We start from the raw sequence: 16,625 nt of genomic DNA, 5'->3' as shown, positions 1-16,625 counted from the left end.
TCACGCCACCAGGAGCAGCACCGCGAGCGTCGCCATCACGGCGGCGATCGACACGTCGAGCACCTGCCAGGCGCGGGGCCGAGCGAACACCGGCCGCAGCAGGCGCGCGCCGAACCCCAGGGCGGTGAACCAGACGACGCTGGCGCACGCGGCGCCCAGCGCGAACAGCCACGCGCCGGGATCGTGCTGGTGGGCGAGCGAGCCGAGCAGCACGACGGTGTCCAGGTACACGTGGGGGTTGAGGAACGTCAGGGCCAGGCACGTGGTGAGGACGGGAGCCAGCCCGGCGGGTCCGTGCGCGCTCGGGTCGAGGCGCTCCGGGCGCCGCGCCCGCCGTGCCGCCCCGGCGGCCAGGACGAGCAGGAAGGCGGCGCCCACGTAGCGGGTCAGGGTCAGCGCCACGGGGTGGTCGGTGACGAGCACGCCCAGGCCGGCAACCCCCGCGCCGATGAGCAGCGCGTCGGCCGCGGCGCACACGACGACGACGGGAAGCACGTGCTCGCGTCGGATGCCCTGCCGGAGGACGAAGGCGTTCTGGGCGCCGATGGCGACGATGAGGGACAGTGCGGTGAGGAAGCCCGAGAGGGCGGCAGCGGGCACGCGTCGACGGTAGGTCGCCCCGACATCTTCAGTCCAACGTATGATTCTGCAGAACCATAAGCAATGTTGAGGAAGGCTCGCCGTGGCGTTCGATCCGGACCAGCTCGACGCGCTCGCCGCGGTGGTGCACGAGGGCAGCTTCGACGCCGCCGCGCAGCGGCTGCACGTCACGCCGTCGGCCGTGAGCCAGCGGGTCAAGGCCCTGGAACAGCAGGTGGGACGCGTGCTGGTGCTGCGCACCCGGCCCTGCCGGCCGACCGAGGACGGCGAGGTGCTGGTGCGCCTCGCGGGGCAGATCGACGTCCTCGGCCGGGACGCCCTCGGCCAGCTGGTCCCCTCCCCGGGCAGCTCGCGGCCGGTGCCCAGCGCCGCCGCGATGCGGCGGCTGCCCGTCGCGGTGAACGACGACTCGATGTCCACCTGGTTCCCCGACGCGCTCGCGGACCTCCCGGCCGACGTCCTGCTCGACCTGCGGCGGGAGGACCAGGACCTGTCGGCGGGCCTGCTGCGCGACGGCACGGTCATGGCCGCGGTCACCGCGGACCCGCGCGCCGTGCAGGGCTGTCGCGTCCGCAGGCTCGGTGCGATGCGCTACCTGGCGGTGGTCGCCCCGGCTCGCCGCGCGCAGTGGTTCGGCGGCGGCCTGCGCGCCGAGGCGTTCGCGGCGGCACCTTTGCTGGCCTTCAATCGTGAGGATGGCCTGCAGGAACGCTTCGTCGCGGCCGTCGTGGGCCGCCGCAGCGCGGCGCCGCTGGTGCACTACGTGCCGTCGCAGGGCGCCTTCGTCCGCCTGATCGAGAGCGGCGTCGGCTGGGGGATGGTGCCGGCCGCAGCCGCGGCCGAGGGACTGGCTCGCGGGAGCCTGGTCGAGCTGGGCCCCGGCCGGCACCTTGACGTGCCGCTGTACTGGCAGCACTGGGCGCTGCGCACGCCCACGCTGGACGACCTCACGGAGCGCGTGGTGCGTGCCGCGGCGGCCGCCCTGCGCCCCGTCGCGCGGCACGGACCCGCTCCGCGGCGGGAGTGACGTGACCGGCGTGACAGGCTCCCGACTTTGACCCTTTCGGAGGGCGGCGGCTAACCTGGTGACTCGTTGTGCGTCCCCGCACGCTGGCCGGTGTACTCAGCACCCGTCGCGTCGGCAGGACCGGTGATCCCACTCGCCGGCCCGCGGATGCCACCGACCAGCCATCAACGGCGGACCCGCGGCTTGCGGGTTCTCGCCGTGAACACGACGCAACACGAAACGAAGGCTACGACCGTGCGCACGTACACCCCGAAGCCCGGCGACGTCGAGCGGACCTGGTACGTCATCGACGCGAGCGATGTCGTCCTGGGCCGCCTGGCCACTCACGTGGCCACGCTGCTGCGCGGCAAGCACAAGGCGACCTATGCCCCCCACGTGGACGGCGGTGACTTCGTCATCGTCATCAACGCGGACAAGATCGCCCTGACCGGCAACAAGCGCGAGAGCAAGCTCGCGTACACCCACTCCGGCTACCCGGGCGGCCTGCGCGCCACCGTGTACTCGGACCTGCTGGACAAGCACCCCGAGCGCGTGATCGAGAAGGCCGTGCGGGGCATGATCCCCAAGACGAGCCTCGGCCGTCAGCAGCTCGGCAAGCTCAAGGTCTACGCGGGTGCCGAGCACCCGCACGCGGCCCAGCAGCCGAAGCCCTTCGAGATCACCCAGGTCGCGCAGCAGGCCTGAGGCCGCCGCGCGTAGAGACGACAGGAAACCCCGTGGCAGAGACGACGGTCGACATCGACCTCGAGGGCGACGACACCCCCACCAGCTACACCTCCGAGACGGCGGCCCCGACGGGCCGCGGCCAGAGCATCACCGCTCCGGCGAGCGCTCTCGGTCGCCGCAAGGAGGCCATCGCGCGCGTGCGCCTGGTCCCCGGCACCGGTGAGTGGAAGATCAACGGCCGCACGCTCGAGGACTACTTCCCGAACAAGGTGCACCAGCAGCTGGTCAACTCCCCGCTGAAGCTGGTCGACGTCGAGGGTCGCTTCGACGTCATCGCCCGCATCACCGGCGGCGGCGTCTCCGGGCAGGCTGGCGCGCTGCGCCTCGGCATCGCCCGCGCGCTCAACGCCGTCGACGCCGAGCACAACCGCCCGGCGCTGAAGAAGGCCGGCTTCCTGACTCGCGACGCCCGCGTCGTCGAGCGCAAGAAGGCTGGTCTCAAGAAGGCCCGCAAGGCTCCGCAGTACTCGAAGCGCTGATCCTCGCGCTCCGCACGATGGCCCCATCGGTCGTTCGACCGGTGGGGCCATCGGCATGTCCGGGCGGCGACGTCGCCCGGCGCAGCGACGCACCCGGCACCCGGGGGCTACGGTGCTGCACGAACGACGAAGGGGTCTGACATGGGTCAGCTGTTCGGTACCGACGGGGTCCGAGGACTCGCCAACCGCGATGTGACGGCCGAGCTCGCGCTCGACCTGTCGGTCGCGGCCGCGCACGTGCTCGGCACGCGGGGCGAGTTCGAGGGGCACCGGCCGCGGGCCGTGGTGGGCCGCGACTCGCGCGCGTCCGGGGAGTTCCTGGCTGCCGCGGTGAGCGCCGGGCTCGCGTCGGCGGGGGTCGACGTCAACAACGTCGGCGTGCTGCCGACGCCGGCGGTCGCGTTCCTCACGGCGTCCACCGGGGTGGACATCGGCGTGGTCCTCTCCGCGTCCCACAACCCGATGCCCGACAACGGCATCAAGTTCCTGGCGCGCGGCGGGCACAAGCTCGACGACGACCTCGAGGCCGCCATCGAGGCGCGCATGGGCGAGGACTGGGAGCGGCCGCTGGCGGGCGCGGTGGGCCGCATCAAGGTCGACACGGGCAGCGCGGGCGCCGCCTACGTCGAGCACCTCGTGGGCACCATCGGCACGTCGCTGGCGGGCCTGCGCATCGCGGTCGACTGCGCGAACGGCGCCGCCAGCGAGGTGGGTCCCGGCGCGCTGCGCGAGGCGGGGGCCGACGTCGTCGTCATCAACGCCTCGCCCGACGGCCGCAACATCAACGAGAAGTGCGGCTCCACGCACCCGGAGCAGCTGCAGGCGGCCGTCGTGGCGTCGGGCGCCGACCTCGGCGTCGCGTTCGACGGCGACGCGGACCGGTGCCTCGCGGTGGACTCGTCCGGCGTCCTCGTGGACGGCGACCAGATCATGGGCGTGCTGGCCGTCGCGATGCGCGACGCCGGCGAGCTGTTCGACGACACGCTGGTCACGACCGTCATGAGCAACCTGGGCCTGAAGCTGGCCATGCAGGAGGCCGGGATCGCGACGATCGAGACCGGCGTCGGCGACCGCTACGTGCTCGAGGCCATGCGCGCCGGGGGCTACTCCCTGGGCGGCGAGCAGTCGGGCCACATCATCATGGCGCGCCACGCCACCACCGGCGACGGCGTGCTCACGGCGCTGCAGCTCGCGGCGCGCGTGGTCTCCACGGGCCGTCCGCTGCACGAGCTCGCGGCGCACGTGCGTCGCCTGCCGCAGACGCTCGTCAACGTCAACGGCGTCGACAAGTCGCGCACCGACGACGGCGTGCTGGCCGACGCCGTCAAGCGTGCCGAGGACGGCCTCGGCGCGACCGGCCGCGTGCTGCTGCGCCCGTCGGGCACCGAGCCGCTGGTCCGCGTCATGGTCGAGGCCGCGACGCAGGACGACGCCGACCGGGTCGCCCACGAGCTCGCGGGGGTCGTGCGCGAGCGGCTCGCGCTGTGACGGAGGGCCGCCCGGCGGACGGCCGCGCGACCGACCGGCGCCCGGCGGACCGGCGCCAGGCCGCCCGCGACCGCGACGCCGCCCTGCGGGAGCACGCGCTGCGCCTGCTCGACGCCGCGGGCGCCGGCCCGGCCCCGATCGTGCGCGCCGGGCACCCGGCGCTGCGCGGCGTGGCGGTCCCGTTCGACGGTCAGCTGGAGGGCGAGGAGCTGGCGGGACTCCTCGCGCTCATGCACCGCACCATGCGCGCCGCGCCCGGCGTGGGCCTGGCTGCGCCGCAGATCGGGCTGCCCCTCGCCGTGGCCGTGCTCGAGGACCCGGGCGTCGCGTCGGCCGAGGTCGCGCAGGCGCGCGAGCGCGAGGCGTTCGCCTACCGGGTGCTGCTCAACCCGGCCTACGAGCCGGTGGGGGACGAGCGCGTGGCCTTCTACGAGGGCTGCCTCAGCGTTCCCGCGTACCAGGCCGTGGTGGCGCGGTGGCGCTCGGTGCGGCTCACCGGCACCGACGAGCACGGCACGCCTCTCGACGAGGTCGTGACGGGCTGGGCCGCGCGGATCGTGCAGCACGAGACGGACCACCTGGGCGGCACCCTCTACCTCGACCGCGCCGAGCTGCGCTCGCTCGCGGCGGCCGACGAGATCGGCACGCGCTGGGCGGGGGAGCCGCGCCCGGTCGGTGCCGCTGAGGCGCTCGGCTTCGCACTCGACCCGACCTGACGCGCGTCCGCCGGACCCGCGCGGCGTCCCAGCGCCTACCGTGAGGGCACGACGACGCGCGGGAGTGGATGACGGTGGAGCACTGGGCGGTGGCGCTCGCGGGGTCCCCCTGGGTGTTCGTGGCCATGTACGCGTTCGCCACCATCGACGGGTTCTTCCCGCCGGTGCCGAGCGAGTCGCTCGTCATCGCGCTCGCCGCGCTGGCCGGCTCGTCGGGCGACCCGAACATCGTGCTGCTGGTGCTCGTGGCGGCGGCCGGTGCCTTTACCGGTGACCAGCTCGCCTACCTCATCGGCACCCGGGTGCACGTGCGCTCCCTGCGGGTGATGCGGTCGAGACGCGCACAGGCGTCGCTGGACTGGGCCGAGGGCGCGCTCGAGCGCCGCGGAGCGTCCTTCATCATCGCGGCCCGCTACATCCCGGTGGGACGCGTCGCGGTCAACATGACCGCGGGCGCCCTGGGCTTCCGGCGGCGGCGGTTCGTGGCGCTCACGGCCATCGCCGCGGTGCTGTGGGCGGTGTACTCGGCACTCATCGGGCTGAGCGCGGGTGCGCTGCTCAAGGACAACCCGGCGATCGCGGTCGCGGTGGGCGTGGTGGGCGGCATCCTGCTGGGGCTCCTGGTCGACCGGGTGCTGCGCACCTGGACGGCGCGTCGCGGTGGCACGAGCGAGCCCGCGACCGACGCGGCGGACGACGGCCCGGTCACGGACGGCTCACGATCAGTACCCCCGGGCTAACGATCTGGTATCGAGCCCCGCATTCACCCGTTCGGGCTCCTACCCTCGGGGAGGGGCGGCTGCGGTGCCTCCCCTCCACCACGTGGCGCGCCCCGGCGGGGCTCCTTCGTCGCGCGTACCGGAAGGAGCCGCTGCCATGCGTCACGCTGGTCGACGTCGTGCCCTTCCGACTCTCCTCCCCGTCCTGGGCCTGGGTGCCGTGCTGGCGACGGGCGGCTGCGGCGACCAGGACGGGGCGGCCTCCGCCGCCCCCACGGCGCGGGTCGCCGCGGCGGCGGACTGCCTCGCGCCGCAGGTGCTCGCGGCGCTGCACCTGACGCCCGCGCCGGGCACGGCGGCCTCGGTGCCGCCCTCGGCCAAGGCCCACGCCGACGTCCCGGCGCAGGGCAGCGTCCCGGACGGCTTCGTGGCCACGGGCGCGCTCGAGTGCACACCGGGCGGCCCGCTCGTCGACAGCGCGGGGACGTGGAGCTCCGTGAAGGCGCGGCGGCTCGACGGCGACACCACGGCGCTGCTGGCGGCACTCGGCTCGCGTGCTGCGACGGCCGACGCCGGCTCGTGCAGCGCCGAGCCCATGGACCTCTGGCTCGTCGACGCGCTGGGTCGAGCGGTCCGCGTCGTGGTGCCCGCCGGGCGCTGCGAGCGCGTGCGGACGGCGCTCGACGGCCTGAACCTCACCGACGCGACCAGCTACCCCGTGGCGCTGCTGGTGGCGTCCCCGGCGCCGAGCCCCTGATCAGATCTTGCGCAGCCGCACGCGCTCGACCGAGTGGTCGTGGCCCTTGGTGAGCACGAGGTCCGCCCGGCTGCGCGTGGGCAGGATGTTCTGCTCCAGGTTGGGCGCGTTGATGGTGTCCCAGATGTGCTCGGCCAGCTCGACGGCCTCGTCGTCCGACAGCGACGCGTACCGGTGGAAGTACGAGCTCGGGTCCGCGAACGCCGTGCTGCGCAGGCTGAGGAACCGGTCGACGTACCACTGGCGCACGTCGGGCGTGCGCGCATCGACGTAGATGGAGAAGTCGAAGAAGTCGCTCACCGCGAGGTTGGACGTGCCCTCCGCGGTGGGACGTGCGGGCTGCAGCACGTTGAGCCCCTCGACGACGAGCACGTCCGGACGCTGCACCACGATCTCGCGGCCGGGGACGATGTCGTAGGTCAGGTGGTCGTACACGGGCGCCCGGACCTCGGGCCGCCCGGCCTTGATCTTCGACACGAACCGCAGCAGCGCGCGACGGTCGTACGACTCGGGGAAGCCCTTGCGGTCCATGAGCCCGCGGCGCTCGAGCTCGGCGTTGGGGTAGAGGAACCCGTCGGTGGTGACCAGCTGGACGCGGGGCGTGGCCGGCCAGCGGGCCAGGAGCTCGCGCAGCAGGCGCGCGGTGGTCGACTTGCCCACCGCCACGGACCCGGCCACGCCGATCACGAACGGGGTCGCGACGATGTCCTCGCGCAGGAACGTGCTGGACGCCCGGTGCAGACCGCGGGTCGCCTCGACGTAGAGGTCGAGCAGCCGGGAGATGGGCCGGTAGATCGCGTCCACCTCGGCGAGGTCGATCGGGTCGCCCAGACCTGCGAGGCGGTCGACGTCGGCGTCGGTCAGCGGCAGGGGCGTGGAGGCCGACAGGCGGGTCCACGCCGCACGGTCCAGGTCCACGTACGGGGTGGACGGTGAGAGCGACGCGGGCACGCGACGATTGTGCCGGACGCCCAGCCGGTCGGCGCCCCGGCGGGCAGCCGCCGCTGCGCGGATAGACTCACGCGCATGTGTGGAATCGTCGGCTACGTCGGAAGCCAGCAGGCCAGTGCCCGTCCCCTGGACGTCGTGCTCGAGGGGCTGAGGCGGCTCGAGTACCGGGGATACGACTCCGCGGGCGTGGCGCTCGTCGGCCCGGGCACCGGCCTGGAGACCGCCAAGAAGGCCGGCAAGCTGGCCAACCTCGTCGAGGAGCTGGACCTGCACCCGCTCGACCCGGCCACGGCGGCGATCGGGCACACCCGCTGGGCCACGCACGGGGGACCGACCGACACCAACGCGCACCCGCACGTGGCCGGCCGGCTCGCGGTGATCCACAACGGCATCGTCGAGAACTTCGCGAGCCTCAAGGCGCAGCTGGTGGCCGAGGGCGTCGAGTTCACGTCGGAGACGGACACCGAGGTCGCCGCGCAGCTGATCGCCCGCGCCTACGAGCAGACCGGCGACCTGACGGCGGCGATGTCGGCGGTCGCGCGCACGCTGCACGGCACCTTCACGCTGCTCGCCGTGCACGCCGACGACCCGAGCACCGTGGTGGGCGCCCGCCACGACTCGCCGCTCGTCGTCGGGCTGGGCGAGGGGGAGAACTTCCTCGGCTCCGACGTGTCCGCGTTCATCTCGCACACGCGCGACGCGCTCGAGCTGGGCCAGGACCAGGTGGTCACCATCACGCCTGACTCGGTCACGGTGACGGACTTCGACGGGCAGCCGGCGCAGGCGCGCCACTACACCGTGGACTGGAACGCCGAGGCGGCCGAGAAGGGCGGCTTCCGCTCCTTCATGGACAAGGAGATCCACGACCAGCCGCACGCGGTGGCCGACACGCTGCTGGGCCGCACCGACGCGCACGGCCGCCTGGTGCTCGACGAGGTCCGCATCGACGAGTCGGTGCTGCGGTCGGTGGACAAGATCATCGTGATCGCGTGCGGCACCGCCGCGTACGCGGGGCACGTGGCGAAGTACGCGATCGAGCACTGGTGCCGCATCCCCGTCGAGGTCGAGCTGGCGCACGAGTTCCGCTACCGCGACCCCGTGGTGAACGAGCGCACGCTCGTGGTGGCCGTCTCCCAGTCCGGCGAGACGATGGACACGCTGATGGCCGTGCGGCACGCGCGCGAGCAGGGCGCCAAGGTGCTCGCGATCGTGAACACGAACGGCTCGACCATCCCGCGCGAGTCCGACGCCGTGCTGTACACGCACGCCGGCCCGGAGATCGCGGTCGCCTCGACCAAGGCGTTCCTCTCGCAGATCACGGCGGCGTACCTGCTGGGCCTGTACCTCGCCCAGCTGCGGGGCAACAAGTACGCCGACGAGGTCACCGAGATCCTCGACGAGCTCCGCGCCATGCCCGACAAGATCCAGCAGGTGCTCGACCGCGCGGACCGCGTGCGGGAGATCGCCCGCTGGATGGCGGACACCCAGTCGGTGCTCTTCCTGGGCCGGCACGTCGGCTTCCCCGTCGCGATGGAGGGCGCGCTCAAGCTCAAGGAGCTCGCCTACATCCACGCGGAGGGCTTCGCGGCGGGCGAGCTCAAGCACGGGCCGATCGCGCTCATCGAGCCGGGGCTGCCGGTGTTCGTCGTCGTGCCGTCCCCGCGCGGGCGGGACTCGCTGCACTCCAAGGTCGTCTCCAACATCCAGGAGATCCGCGCCCGCGGCGCCCGCACCATCGTGATCGCGGAGGAGGGCGACGAGGCCGTGCGGCCCTACGCCGACGAGGTGTTCTACGTGCCGCAGTCGCCCACGCTGCTGGCGCCGCTGCTCGCCGTGGTGCCGCTGCAGGTGTTCGCGTGCGAGCTCGCGACCGCCAAGGGTCTCGACGTGGACCAGCCGCGCAACCTGGCCAAGTCCGTGACGGTCGAGTAGTCGTGGAGATCGCGGCCGCGCAGGCCGAGATCGAGACGATCTCGCGCGTCTACGGGCGCCTGTTCGACGTGGATCGCACCGACGACTGGCTCGTGCTCAAGTTGCACGAGGAGGTGGGCGAGCTCACGCAGGCGTTCCTGGCCCGCTCCGGCCGCACGCGGGACCGCGGCCGCTCCGAGCAGGAGGTCGACGACGCCGTGCGTGCCGAGCTCGCGGACGTCCTGGCGCACGTGCTGCTCCTGGCCGAGCGGTTCGGCGTCGACCTCGACGCCGCGCTCGAGGACAAGTGGTTCCGCTACCGGCACCTGATCACCGAGGCGGACCGCACGTGATCGTCGGCGTGGGCATCGACGTCGTCGACGTCGCACGCTTCGTGGCGACCCTGCGTCGCGTCCCCTCCCTGCGGACCCGGCTCTTCACGCCCGCCGAGCAGGAGATGCCCGAGACGTCCCTGGCGGCACGCTTCGCGGCCAAGGAGGCGATCGCCAAGGCGCTCGGCGCACCGCCCGGGATGAGCTGGCAGGACGCGACCGTGCAGCGCGTGGCCGGCGCGCAGCCGGTGGTCGAGGTCACGGGCACGGTGGCCGCGCGGGCTGCGGAGCTGGGCGTGACGCGATTCCACCTGTCGATCTCGCACGACGCCGGCATCGCGTCGGCGATGGTGGTGGCCGAGCGGGACTGAGCCTGTGGGTGCCTCGTGGTTCGGTACTGTCCCAGCATCGGACCGCGACGCAGGGGGAACGACGTGAGCGAGCAGGACGGCGCCGTGCGCGCACGCCCTGGCTGGCGCCCGCTCGCCGTGGGGGCCGGGCTGCTGGCCCTGGGCTGCGTCCTGTGCCTCGCCTCGGTCTCGTCCTGGCCGGCGGAGCACGAGCCGTCGCCCGCGCTGTGGATCGGCGGCGTCCTGGTGGCCGCGGCCGGTGCCGGCCTGCTCGTCGTGTGGCTGGCCTCCGCTCGGCGCACGGCGCCCGTCCGTGACCGGGACATCGCCGTGGCGGTCGTCGTGGCGGGCGCGCTCGCCGTGGGGGCGGTGTGGGTGCCGTGGCAGGCGGCGCGGCCCCACGCGGAGGGCGTGCTGTGGAGCCGGCCGTGGTCCGACGACGTGCACGACGCCTTCCCGGTCGGCCGGAGCATCGTCGTGGTCGGGCGCGACTCCGTGCGCGTGCTGGACCGGGCCACCGGGGAGCAGACCGCGCGGATCGCGACCGGCGCCGCCGGGCCGCGCACGGTCGAGGACGCCGGATCGGGGCACGTCGTGATCGCCACGCCGACCGGTGTGGCGTCCTACTCGCTGCCCGCGGGCACGCGGGACTGGGTCCGACCGTCCGCGGCCGACGGCTCCCAGGTGCCCGTCGCCGCGCGCGACGGCGTCGTGGTGCTCGCGCGGTGGTCGTCCGACGACGACGGGACGATGGTGCACCGGGTCGTGGCCCTCGACGAGGCAGGCCGTGAGCTGTGGGCGCGCGACGCGCGAGCGCTGTCCGCCGTGGTCGGTGGCGGCGCCTCCGCGCAGGTCACGGCGCGCGGGCTGCCGGCCGTGGTCCCGCTCGACCTGGGGAGCGCGACGCAGCTCGCCGACGTCCGCTCGGGGGCGGTGCTCGAGACCAGGCCCACGAGCGAGAGCCGACCGCTGGCGCTCGCGGGCGACGCCGTGCTGTGGTCCACCCCCGCCCGGGACGTCGGGGCATGCACCTTCTCGCTGTCTCGTGGGGGCGTGCCGTCGTGGCAGCGGGCCGGGGACTGTGCCGCGTCCCTGGACTGGGTGGGCACGGACCGCGCCGTCTACACGAGGGCCGGCGCGGGCGAGGACGACGAGGCGGTGGTGATCGAGCTCGACGACGGGTCGATGTGCCCCCTGCCGGGCGCCGGGGTGCGGGAGCGCTCGAGCCGGGACTGGTTCGCCCAGACGGTCTCCGACGACGTCGTCCTGGACCCGACCGGAGGGGCCCGCGTGGTGGCCACCGACCCGCCCGCCACGAGGTGGCTCTGGTCGGTGGGCGGCTCCCCGGCCGTGGTCCGGGACGCGGGCGAGCCGCTGGGCCCGGGCTCGGCGGCGGTGCTGACGGACGTCGGCGGGCTCAACCCGTGGTTCGACCGGGACGCGCGCGAGGACCGGGCGGACGTCACGGTGATGGACTCCCGGACCGGGGAGCGCACGGGTCACTACGGCGCCGGCGCGGTGCTGTCCGCCTACGCCACCGGCCCGGCGCAGTCGCTCGCCGTCGTCGAGGAGCGCGTGCACGCCGCGTCGCGCGGTGGCGAACGGCAGGACCGCACCCGCCTGGTGCTGCTCGGCCGCCCCTGAGGTCAGCGCAGGGCGGGGACCACCTGGCTCTCGAACAGCTCGATGCTGGCGCGGTCGTAGGCAGCGTCCGCGAAGTAGGTGATGGCGTACGTCATCCCGAGCCCCTGCAGGTGGGTGAGCGCGTCCACCACCTGCTCGGGTGTGCCGACCAGCGGGCCCTTGCGGAAGTCCTCGGCGACGCCGGGCGCGCGCTCGGGCACCGTGAGCGCGTAGTGCTCCTCGACCCAGGCGATGCGGTCGTCCACGTCGGCCTGCGTCTCGCCGATCACGACGTTGAAGTTGGCGGAGCGGGTGATCTCGCCGAAGTCGCGCCCGATCGCGTCGCAGTGGCCCCGCAGCACCTGCGACTTGTGCGCGAACACCTCGGGCGTGCCGTCGAAGTTGGTGTACTGCGCGTGCTCCGCCGCGATGCGCAGCGTCTTGCGCTCACCGCCGCCCGCGATCCACAGCGGCGGCCCGTCCACCTGGAGCGGGAGCGGCGCCAGCTGCGCGCCAGACACCTGGTAGTGCCTGCCGTCGAGCGTCGCGACCCCGTTGGTCCACAGCTGCTTGAAGATCTGCACGCCCTCGTCGAGCATCGCGATCCGCTCGCCCGCGCTCGGGAACCCGTAGCCGTAGGCGCGCCACTCGTGCTCGTACCAGCCGGCACCGATGCCCATCTCGACCCGGCCGCCGGAGATGACGTCCGCCGTCGCGGCCACCTTCGCGAGGTAGGCCGGGTTGCGGTACGCCATGCACGTGCACATCTGGCCCAGGCGCACGCGGGAGGTGGTGGCCGCGAAGGCGTTGATCAGGCTCCACGCCTCGTGCACCGCCTGCCCGTTGGGCTCGGGGACCGAGTGGAAGTGGTCGTACACCCAGACGGACTCCCAGACGTCGCCCTGGTCGGCGTGCTGCGCGAGCCCGTTCATCACCCCCCAGTGGTCGCGGGCCTCGATGCCCGTGAGGTCCTGCCGCCAGCCCTGGGGGATGAAGAGTCCGAAGCGCATGGCTCGCACGCTACCCCGGCTCGTCTGGCCTCGCGCGGGGCGGCGCGACAGGATGGTGCCGTGCTGCTGTCGTGGACGTCGTCGCAGGTCCGGGCCGCCGAGGAGCCGCTCCTCGCGGCCGGCGTGCCCTTGATGGACCGTGCCGCGTTCGCGCTGGCGACCCGGGTGGCGGGCTTGCTGCGCGAGCGGCGCGGTCGCGTCGGTGGCGCGCGTGTGGTGCTGCTCGTCGGGCCCGGGAACAACGGGGGCGACGCCCTGTTCGCGGGAGCGTTCCTGGCGCGCCGTGGCGCGGAGGTCGTGGCCCTCGCAATCGACGAGCGCATCCACGCCGGCGGTGCGGCGGCGCTGGTCGCGGCGGGCGGCCGCGTGGTCCCCGCCGGCCGCGCCGCCGCTGGGCTGGCATCCGGAGCGGACGTCGTCCTGGACGGGCTGCTCGGCATCGGCGCGTCGGGCGGACTGCGGGGCGGCGCGGCCGAGCTCGTCGACGCGCTGGCGCAGCGAGGACCCGCAGGGCCGCTGGTGGTGGCGGTCGACGTGCCGTCGGGCATCGGGATCGACGACGGCGAGGTGCCGGGCGCGGTGCTGCCGGCCGACCTCACGGTGACGTTCGGGGCCGCCAAGCCGGGCCTTCTGCTGCCGCCGGCCGCCCGGCTGGCCGGGCGGGTGGAGGTGGTGGACATCGGGCTCGACCTCGCGGGGTCGCCCTCGGTGGCCCGCCTCGACGCGGCCGACGTCGCGGAGCTGTGGCCGGTGCCGCCGCCCGAGGCGCACAAGTACACGCGGGGGGTGCTCGGCGTCGTCGCCGGTGCGCGCCGCTACCCTGGGGCCGCTGTCCTGGCGACGACCGCCGCCGTCCTGACCGGGGTGGGCATGGTGCGCTACCTGGGCGACGTAGGCGATCTCGTCGTCGCGCGTCGCCCCGAGGTGGTCATCGGCGTGGGCCGCGTGCAGGCGTGGGTGTTCGGTCCGGGCGTCTCGCCCGACGACGCGTCGCAGCGCAGGCGCATCGAGCACGCCTTCGAGGGCGTGCGCGAACGGGGCGAGCCCGCCGTGTGCGACGCGGGCGCGCTCGAGCTGCTCCCGGACCGCGTGGGGGCGCACGTGGTCCTCACGCCGCACGCGGGCGAGCTGGCGCGGCTGCTGTCCGACCGGGGCGAGCACGTCGACCGTGCGACGGTGGAGGCGGAGCCGCTGCGCTGGGTGCGGCTCGCGCACGACCTGACGGGCGCGACGGTGCTGCTCAAGGGCGCGACGACGATCGTGGTCGGCGCCCAGGGGGCCACGTACAGCCAGGCCGACGCACCTGCCTGGCTGGCCACCGCCGGAGCCGGGGACGTGCTCGCCGGGCTGCTGGGCGCGCTGCTGGCCGGGCGGGCCGACGACATCCACGAGGACCCGTCGCTCGCGGCCGCCCTGGCCGCCGCGGCGGCACTGGTGCACGGGCGGGCCGCCGACCGGGCCAACCCCGGCGGTCCCGTGTCCGCGCGCGGGGTGGCCGTCGCGCTGCCGGAGACGATCGCCGACCTGCTGGCCGGCGCGTGAGCCTGGACCCGTCGCTCGAGGCGCGCGCCCTGGCGCTCGCGGCGCGCGGTCGCACGGTGCTCGGCATCGCCGGCGCACCCGGGGCGGGCAAGTCCACGCTGGCCGCGGACGTGGTGGCCGCACTGGGTGACCGCGCGGTGGTCGTCCCGATGGACGGCTTCCACCTGGCGCAGACGGAGCTCGAGCGCCTCGGCCGGGCCGACCGCAAGGGAGCACCGGACACGTTCGACGCCGCGGGTTTCGTCGCCCTGCTGGGGCGGCTGCGCGCGGGACGCGAGACGGTCTACGCGCCCGAGTATCGCCGCGACCTGCGCAACGCCGTCGCGGGCGCCATCGCGGTGGGTCCCGAGGTGCCGCTCGTGGTCGTCGAGGGCAACTACCTGCTGCTCGACGGCGCCGGGTTCGCGCCCGTCGCGGGGCTGCTGGACGAGGCGTGGTTCGTCGCGCTCGACGACGCCGTCCGCCTGGAGCGCCTGGTGGCGAGGCACGTGGCCTTCGGCAAGTCGCCCGAGGCCGCGCACGCCTGGTCGCACGGTCCCGACGAGCGCAACGCGACGCTGGTGGCGGCGACGGCAGCCCGCGCCGATCTCGTGGTGCGGCCCGGGTGAGCGTGCCCGCGAGCGCCGGTGGGACACTGGGCGCCGTGAGCTCGTACCCCGCGCGTGCCGTCGTCGACCTCGCCGCCATCCGCAGCAACGTCCGCAGCCTCTCCGCGCACGCCCCGTCCGCGCAGGTGATGGCCGTGGTGAAGGCGGACGCCTACGGGCACGGACTGGTCCCGTCCGCGACGGCCGCGGTCGCCGGGGGCGCGACGTGGCTGGGCGCGGCGCAGGTGCCCGAGGCCCTCGCGCTGCGGGCAGCCGGCCTCGCCGGACCGCGCATCCTCACCTGGCTGTACGGCCCCGGTGCGCCCCTGCGCGAGGCGGTCGAGGCGGACGTCGACCTGTCCGTCTCGGCGCACTGGGCCTTCGAGGAGGTGGTCACGGCCGCGCGGGCCGCGGGCCGCGCCGCGCGCGTGCACCTCAAGGTGGACACCGGCCTGGGTCGTAACGGGCTGACCGCGAGCGACTTCGCCGCGCTGCTTCCTGCGGTGCTGCGCGCCGAGGCCGACGGTGCGGTGCGCCTGGTCGGCGTCTGGTCGCACCTCGCCTTCGCCGACGAGCCCGAGCACCCCGCCGTGCGGGCGCAGGAGGTCGCCTTCGCGGAGGCCGTGCGGCTCGCCGAGGACGCGGGTGCCCGCCTCGAGGTGCGCCACCTGGCCAACTCGGCGGCCACGCTGACCAACCCCTCGATCCACTACGACCTGGTCCGGCCGGGTATCGCCGTGTACGGCCTCTCGCCCGTGCCGCAGCTGGGTGGGCCGGCGGACTTCGGCCTCGTGCCGGCGATGACGCTCGAGGCGCCGCTGGTCAACGTCAAGGAGTGGCCCGCGGGTGCCGGGATGTCCTACGCCCACCAGTACGTGACGGAGCGGGACACGGTGATCGGACTCGTGCCGCTCGGCTACGCCGACGGGGTGCCGCGGCACGCCTCGGGGACGGCGGACGCCCCGGGCGGGCCGCTGCTCGTGGGCGGTCGCGTCCTCGGTGTCGCCGGGCGCGTGTGCATGGACCAGGTGGTGGTGGACCTCGGCCCCGGAGCCACCGACCGGGCGGGAGACCGTGTCGAGCTGTTCGGCACCGGCGCGGGGGGTGGCCCGACGGCCGAGGACTGGGCCCGGGTCGCGGGCACCATCTCGTACGAGATCGTGACCCGCATCGGCCCGCGCGTCCCGCGGGTGCACGTGGACAGCGAGCCCGACGCACGGGTCGACGCCGTGCCGTCCCCTTCAGCGGAGAACGAGGTGAGAGCGTGAACGAGGTCGTCGTCCGGCTGCCTGACGCCGACGCGACGCGGGCCTTCGGCCGGGCGCTCGCGACGGTGCTGCGGGCGGGGGACCTGCTGGTGCTGACCGGGGACCTGGGGGCGGGCAAGACCACGCTCACGCAAGGGCTCGGCGCGGGCCTCCACGTGCGGGGCCAGGTCGCCTCGCCCACGTTCGTCATCGCGCGCGAGCACCCGCCGCTCCCGCGTGCGGACGGCACGACCGGGCCGGCGCTCGTGCACGTGGACGCGTACAGGCTCGGATCGCTCGACGAGGTCGATGCGCTGGACCTCGACGCGGGGCTCGACGAGTCCGTGACCGTCGTCGAGTGGGGCGCCGGCTGGGTCGAGGGTCTGGCCGAGGACCGGCTCGAGGTGGACCTGCAGCGCCCGCGAGGCGGCGAGCTCGACGAGTCGGACGCCGACGGCGGGGCCGGCGAGCGCGTGGCCACGGTGCGCGCGGTCGGCGAGCGCTGGGCCGGCGTCGCGCTGCCCCTGGGGCCGTCCACCGACGCCGCCGTGGCAGGCTGA

At 74.7% G+C, this 16,625-nt stretch carries 18 protein-coding genes; 15 read left to right on the top strand and 3 right to left on the bottom strand.

Annotated features, from left to right (window positions below; translation table 11 throughout):
* Positions 1 to 600 carry a LysE/ArgO family amino acid transporter gene (locus QRT05_RS12360; RefSeq protein WP_289447575.1) on the bottom strand — a complete coding sequence of 200 codons (600 nt, stop codon included), beginning with the start codon at positions 598 to 600 and terminating at the stop codon, positions 1 to 3.
* Between the two features lie 82 nt (positions 601 to 682).
* On the opposite strand from QRT05_RS12360, the gene QRT05_RS12355 reads away from it, so the two are divergent.
* From QRT05_RS12355 to QRT05_RS12325, 7 genes are all read left to right on the top strand, one after another.
* Positions 683 to 1,627: a LysR family transcriptional regulator ArgP gene (locus QRT05_RS12355; RefSeq protein ID WP_289447574.1), complete on the top strand. Its 945-nt coding sequence runs from the start codon at positions 683 to 685 to the stop codon at positions 1,625 to 1,627.
* Between the two features lie 234 nt (positions 1,628 to 1,861).
* Positions 1,862 to 2,311 carry a 50S ribosomal protein L13 gene (gene rplM, locus QRT05_RS12350; RefSeq protein ID WP_289447573.1) on the top strand — a complete coding sequence of 150 codons (450 nt, stop codon included), beginning with the start codon at positions 1,862 to 1,864 and terminating at the stop codon, positions 2,309 to 2,311.
* A gap of 32 nt (positions 2,312 to 2,343) precedes the next feature.
* On the top strand, positions 2,344 to 2,832 hold the full coding sequence (gene rpsI, locus QRT05_RS12345) for a 30S ribosomal protein S9 (RefSeq protein WP_289447572.1): 489 nt from the start codon (positions 2,344 to 2,346) through the stop codon (positions 2,830 to 2,832).
* A gap of 141 nt (positions 2,833 to 2,973) precedes the next feature.
* Complete coding sequence (gene glmM, locus QRT05_RS12340) at positions 2,974 to 4,320, top strand: phosphoglucosamine mutase (protein ID WP_289447571.1); 1,347 nt, start codon at positions 2,974 to 2,976, stop codon at positions 4,318 to 4,320.
* A gap of 83 nt (positions 4,321 to 4,403) precedes the next feature.
* Positions 4,404 to 5,036, top strand: coding sequence for a peptide deformylase (locus QRT05_RS12335; RefSeq protein WP_289447855.1), 633 nt, complete (start codon positions 4,404 to 4,406; stop codon positions 5,034 to 5,036).
* A 68-nt stretch (positions 5,037 to 5,104) separates the two neighbouring features.
* The gene (locus QRT05_RS12330) at positions 5,105 to 5,776 is read left to right on the top strand and encodes a DedA family protein (protein WP_289447570.1); all 672 of its coding nucleotides are present in this window, start codon (positions 5,105 to 5,107) and stop codon (positions 5,774 to 5,776) included.
* Positions 5,777 to 5,912: 136 nt separating this feature from the next.
* On the top strand, positions 5,913 to 6,512 hold the full coding sequence (locus QRT05_RS12325) for a hypothetical protein (protein WP_289447569.1): 600 nt from the start codon (positions 5,913 to 5,915) through the stop codon (positions 6,510 to 6,512).
* Here QRT05_RS12325 and coaA read toward each other — a convergent pair whose 3' ends face one another.
* Entirely contained in the window at positions 6,513 to 7,463 is a 951-nt protein-coding gene (coaA, locus tag QRT05_RS12320) for a type I pantothenate kinase (protein WP_289447568.1), read from the bottom strand.
* A 75-nt stretch (positions 7,464 to 7,538) separates the two neighbouring features.
* On the opposite strand from coaA, the gene glmS reads away from it, so the two are divergent.
* From glmS to QRT05_RS12300, 4 genes are all read left to right on the top strand, one after another.
* On the top strand, positions 7,539 to 9,395 hold the full coding sequence (gene glmS / locus QRT05_RS12315) for a glutamine--fructose-6-phosphate transaminase (isomerizing) (RefSeq protein ID WP_289447567.1): 1,857 nt from the start codon (positions 7,539 to 7,541) through the stop codon (positions 9,393 to 9,395).
* A gap of 2 nt (positions 9,396 to 9,397) precedes the next feature.
* On the top strand, positions 9,398 to 9,727 hold the full coding sequence (locus tag QRT05_RS12310) for a MazG nucleotide pyrophosphohydrolase domain-containing protein (RefSeq protein ID WP_289447566.1): 330 nt from the start codon (positions 9,398 to 9,400) through the stop codon (positions 9,725 to 9,727).
* Positions 9,724 to 10,077 (top strand): holo-ACP synthase, encoded by a 354-nt coding sequence (locus tag QRT05_RS12305; protein ID WP_289447565.1) that lies wholly within the window; start codon positions 9,724 to 9,726, stop codon positions 10,075 to 10,077. The genes QRT05_RS12310 and QRT05_RS12305 overlap by 4 nt, the downstream gene beginning before the upstream one ends.
* Positions 10,078 to 10,140: 63 nt before the next feature.
* The gene (locus tag QRT05_RS12300) at positions 10,141 to 11,700 is read left to right on the top strand and encodes a hypothetical protein (RefSeq protein ID WP_289447564.1); all 1,560 of its coding nucleotides are present in this window, start codon (positions 10,141 to 10,143) and stop codon (positions 11,698 to 11,700) included.
* A 2-nt stretch (positions 11,701 to 11,702) separates the two neighbouring features.
* Here the strand turns inward: QRT05_RS12300 and QRT05_RS12295 are convergent, their stop codons facing one another.
* Positions 11,703 to 12,689 carry an LLM class F420-dependent oxidoreductase gene (locus tag QRT05_RS12295; RefSeq protein ID WP_289447563.1) on the bottom strand — a complete coding sequence of 329 codons (987 nt, stop codon included), beginning with the start codon at positions 12,687 to 12,689 and terminating at the stop codon, positions 11,703 to 11,705.
* 60 nt (positions 12,690 to 12,749) lie between these two features.
* Here QRT05_RS12295 and QRT05_RS12290 point away from each other — a divergent pair, with 60 nt between their 5' ends.
* Genes QRT05_RS12290 through tsaE form a run of 4 tightly spaced genes read left to right on the top strand, consistent with a single transcriptional unit; the run spans position 12,750 to position 16,625 of the window.
* Entirely contained in the window at positions 12,750 to 14,231 is a 1,482-nt protein-coding gene (locus QRT05_RS12290) for an NAD(P)H-hydrate epimerase (RefSeq protein WP_289447562.1), read from the top strand.
* Positions 14,228 to 14,839, top strand: coding sequence for a nucleoside/nucleotide kinase family protein (locus QRT05_RS12285; protein ID WP_289447561.1), 612 nt, complete (start codon positions 14,228 to 14,230; stop codon positions 14,837 to 14,839). Before QRT05_RS12290 ends, QRT05_RS12285 begins: the two co-directional genes overlap by 4 nt.
* 35 nt (positions 14,840 to 14,874) lie before the next feature.
* Complete coding sequence (gene alr, locus QRT05_RS12280; RefSeq protein WP_407650341.1) at positions 14,875 to 16,086, top strand: alanine racemase; 1,212 nt, start codon at positions 14,875 to 14,877, stop codon at positions 16,084 to 16,086.
* The gene (gene tsaE / locus QRT05_RS12275; RefSeq protein ID WP_289447560.1) at positions 16,083 to 16,625 is read left to right on the top strand and encodes a tRNA (adenosine(37)-N6)-threonylcarbamoyltransferase complex ATPase subunit type 1 TsaE; all 543 of its coding nucleotides are present in this window, start codon (positions 16,083 to 16,085) and stop codon (positions 16,623 to 16,625) included. Before alr ends, tsaE begins: the two co-directional genes overlap by 4 nt.

It is taken from the genome of Cellulomonas edaphi, from assembly GCF_030362815.1.
GTDB lineage: Bacteria > Actinomycetota > Actinomycetes > Actinomycetales > Cellulomonadaceae > Cellulomonas > Cellulomonas edaphi.
This window is presented reverse-complemented; position numbering and strand designations above follow the sequence as displayed.

Coding starts and splice junctions, on each gene's coding strand:
- glmM (WP_289447571.1), top strand. CDS start 2,974: ATGGGTCAGCTGTTCGGTACCGACGGGGTCCGAGGACTCGCCAACCGC.
- QRT05_RS12330 (WP_289447570.1), top strand. CDS start 5,105: ATGACGGTGGAGCACTGGGCGGTGGCGCTCGCGGGGTCCCCCTGGGTG.
- QRT05_RS12325 (WP_289447569.1), top strand. CDS start 5,913: ATGCGTCACGCTGGTCGACGTCGTGCCCTTCCGACTCTCCTCCCCGTC.
- glmS (WP_289447567.1), top strand. CDS start 7,539: ATGTGTGGAATCGTCGGCTACGTCGGAAGCCAGCAGGCCAGTGCCCGT.
- QRT05_RS12295 (WP_289447563.1), bottom strand. CDS start 12,689: ATGCGCTTCGGACTCTTCATCCCCCAGGGCTGGCGGCAGGACCTCACG.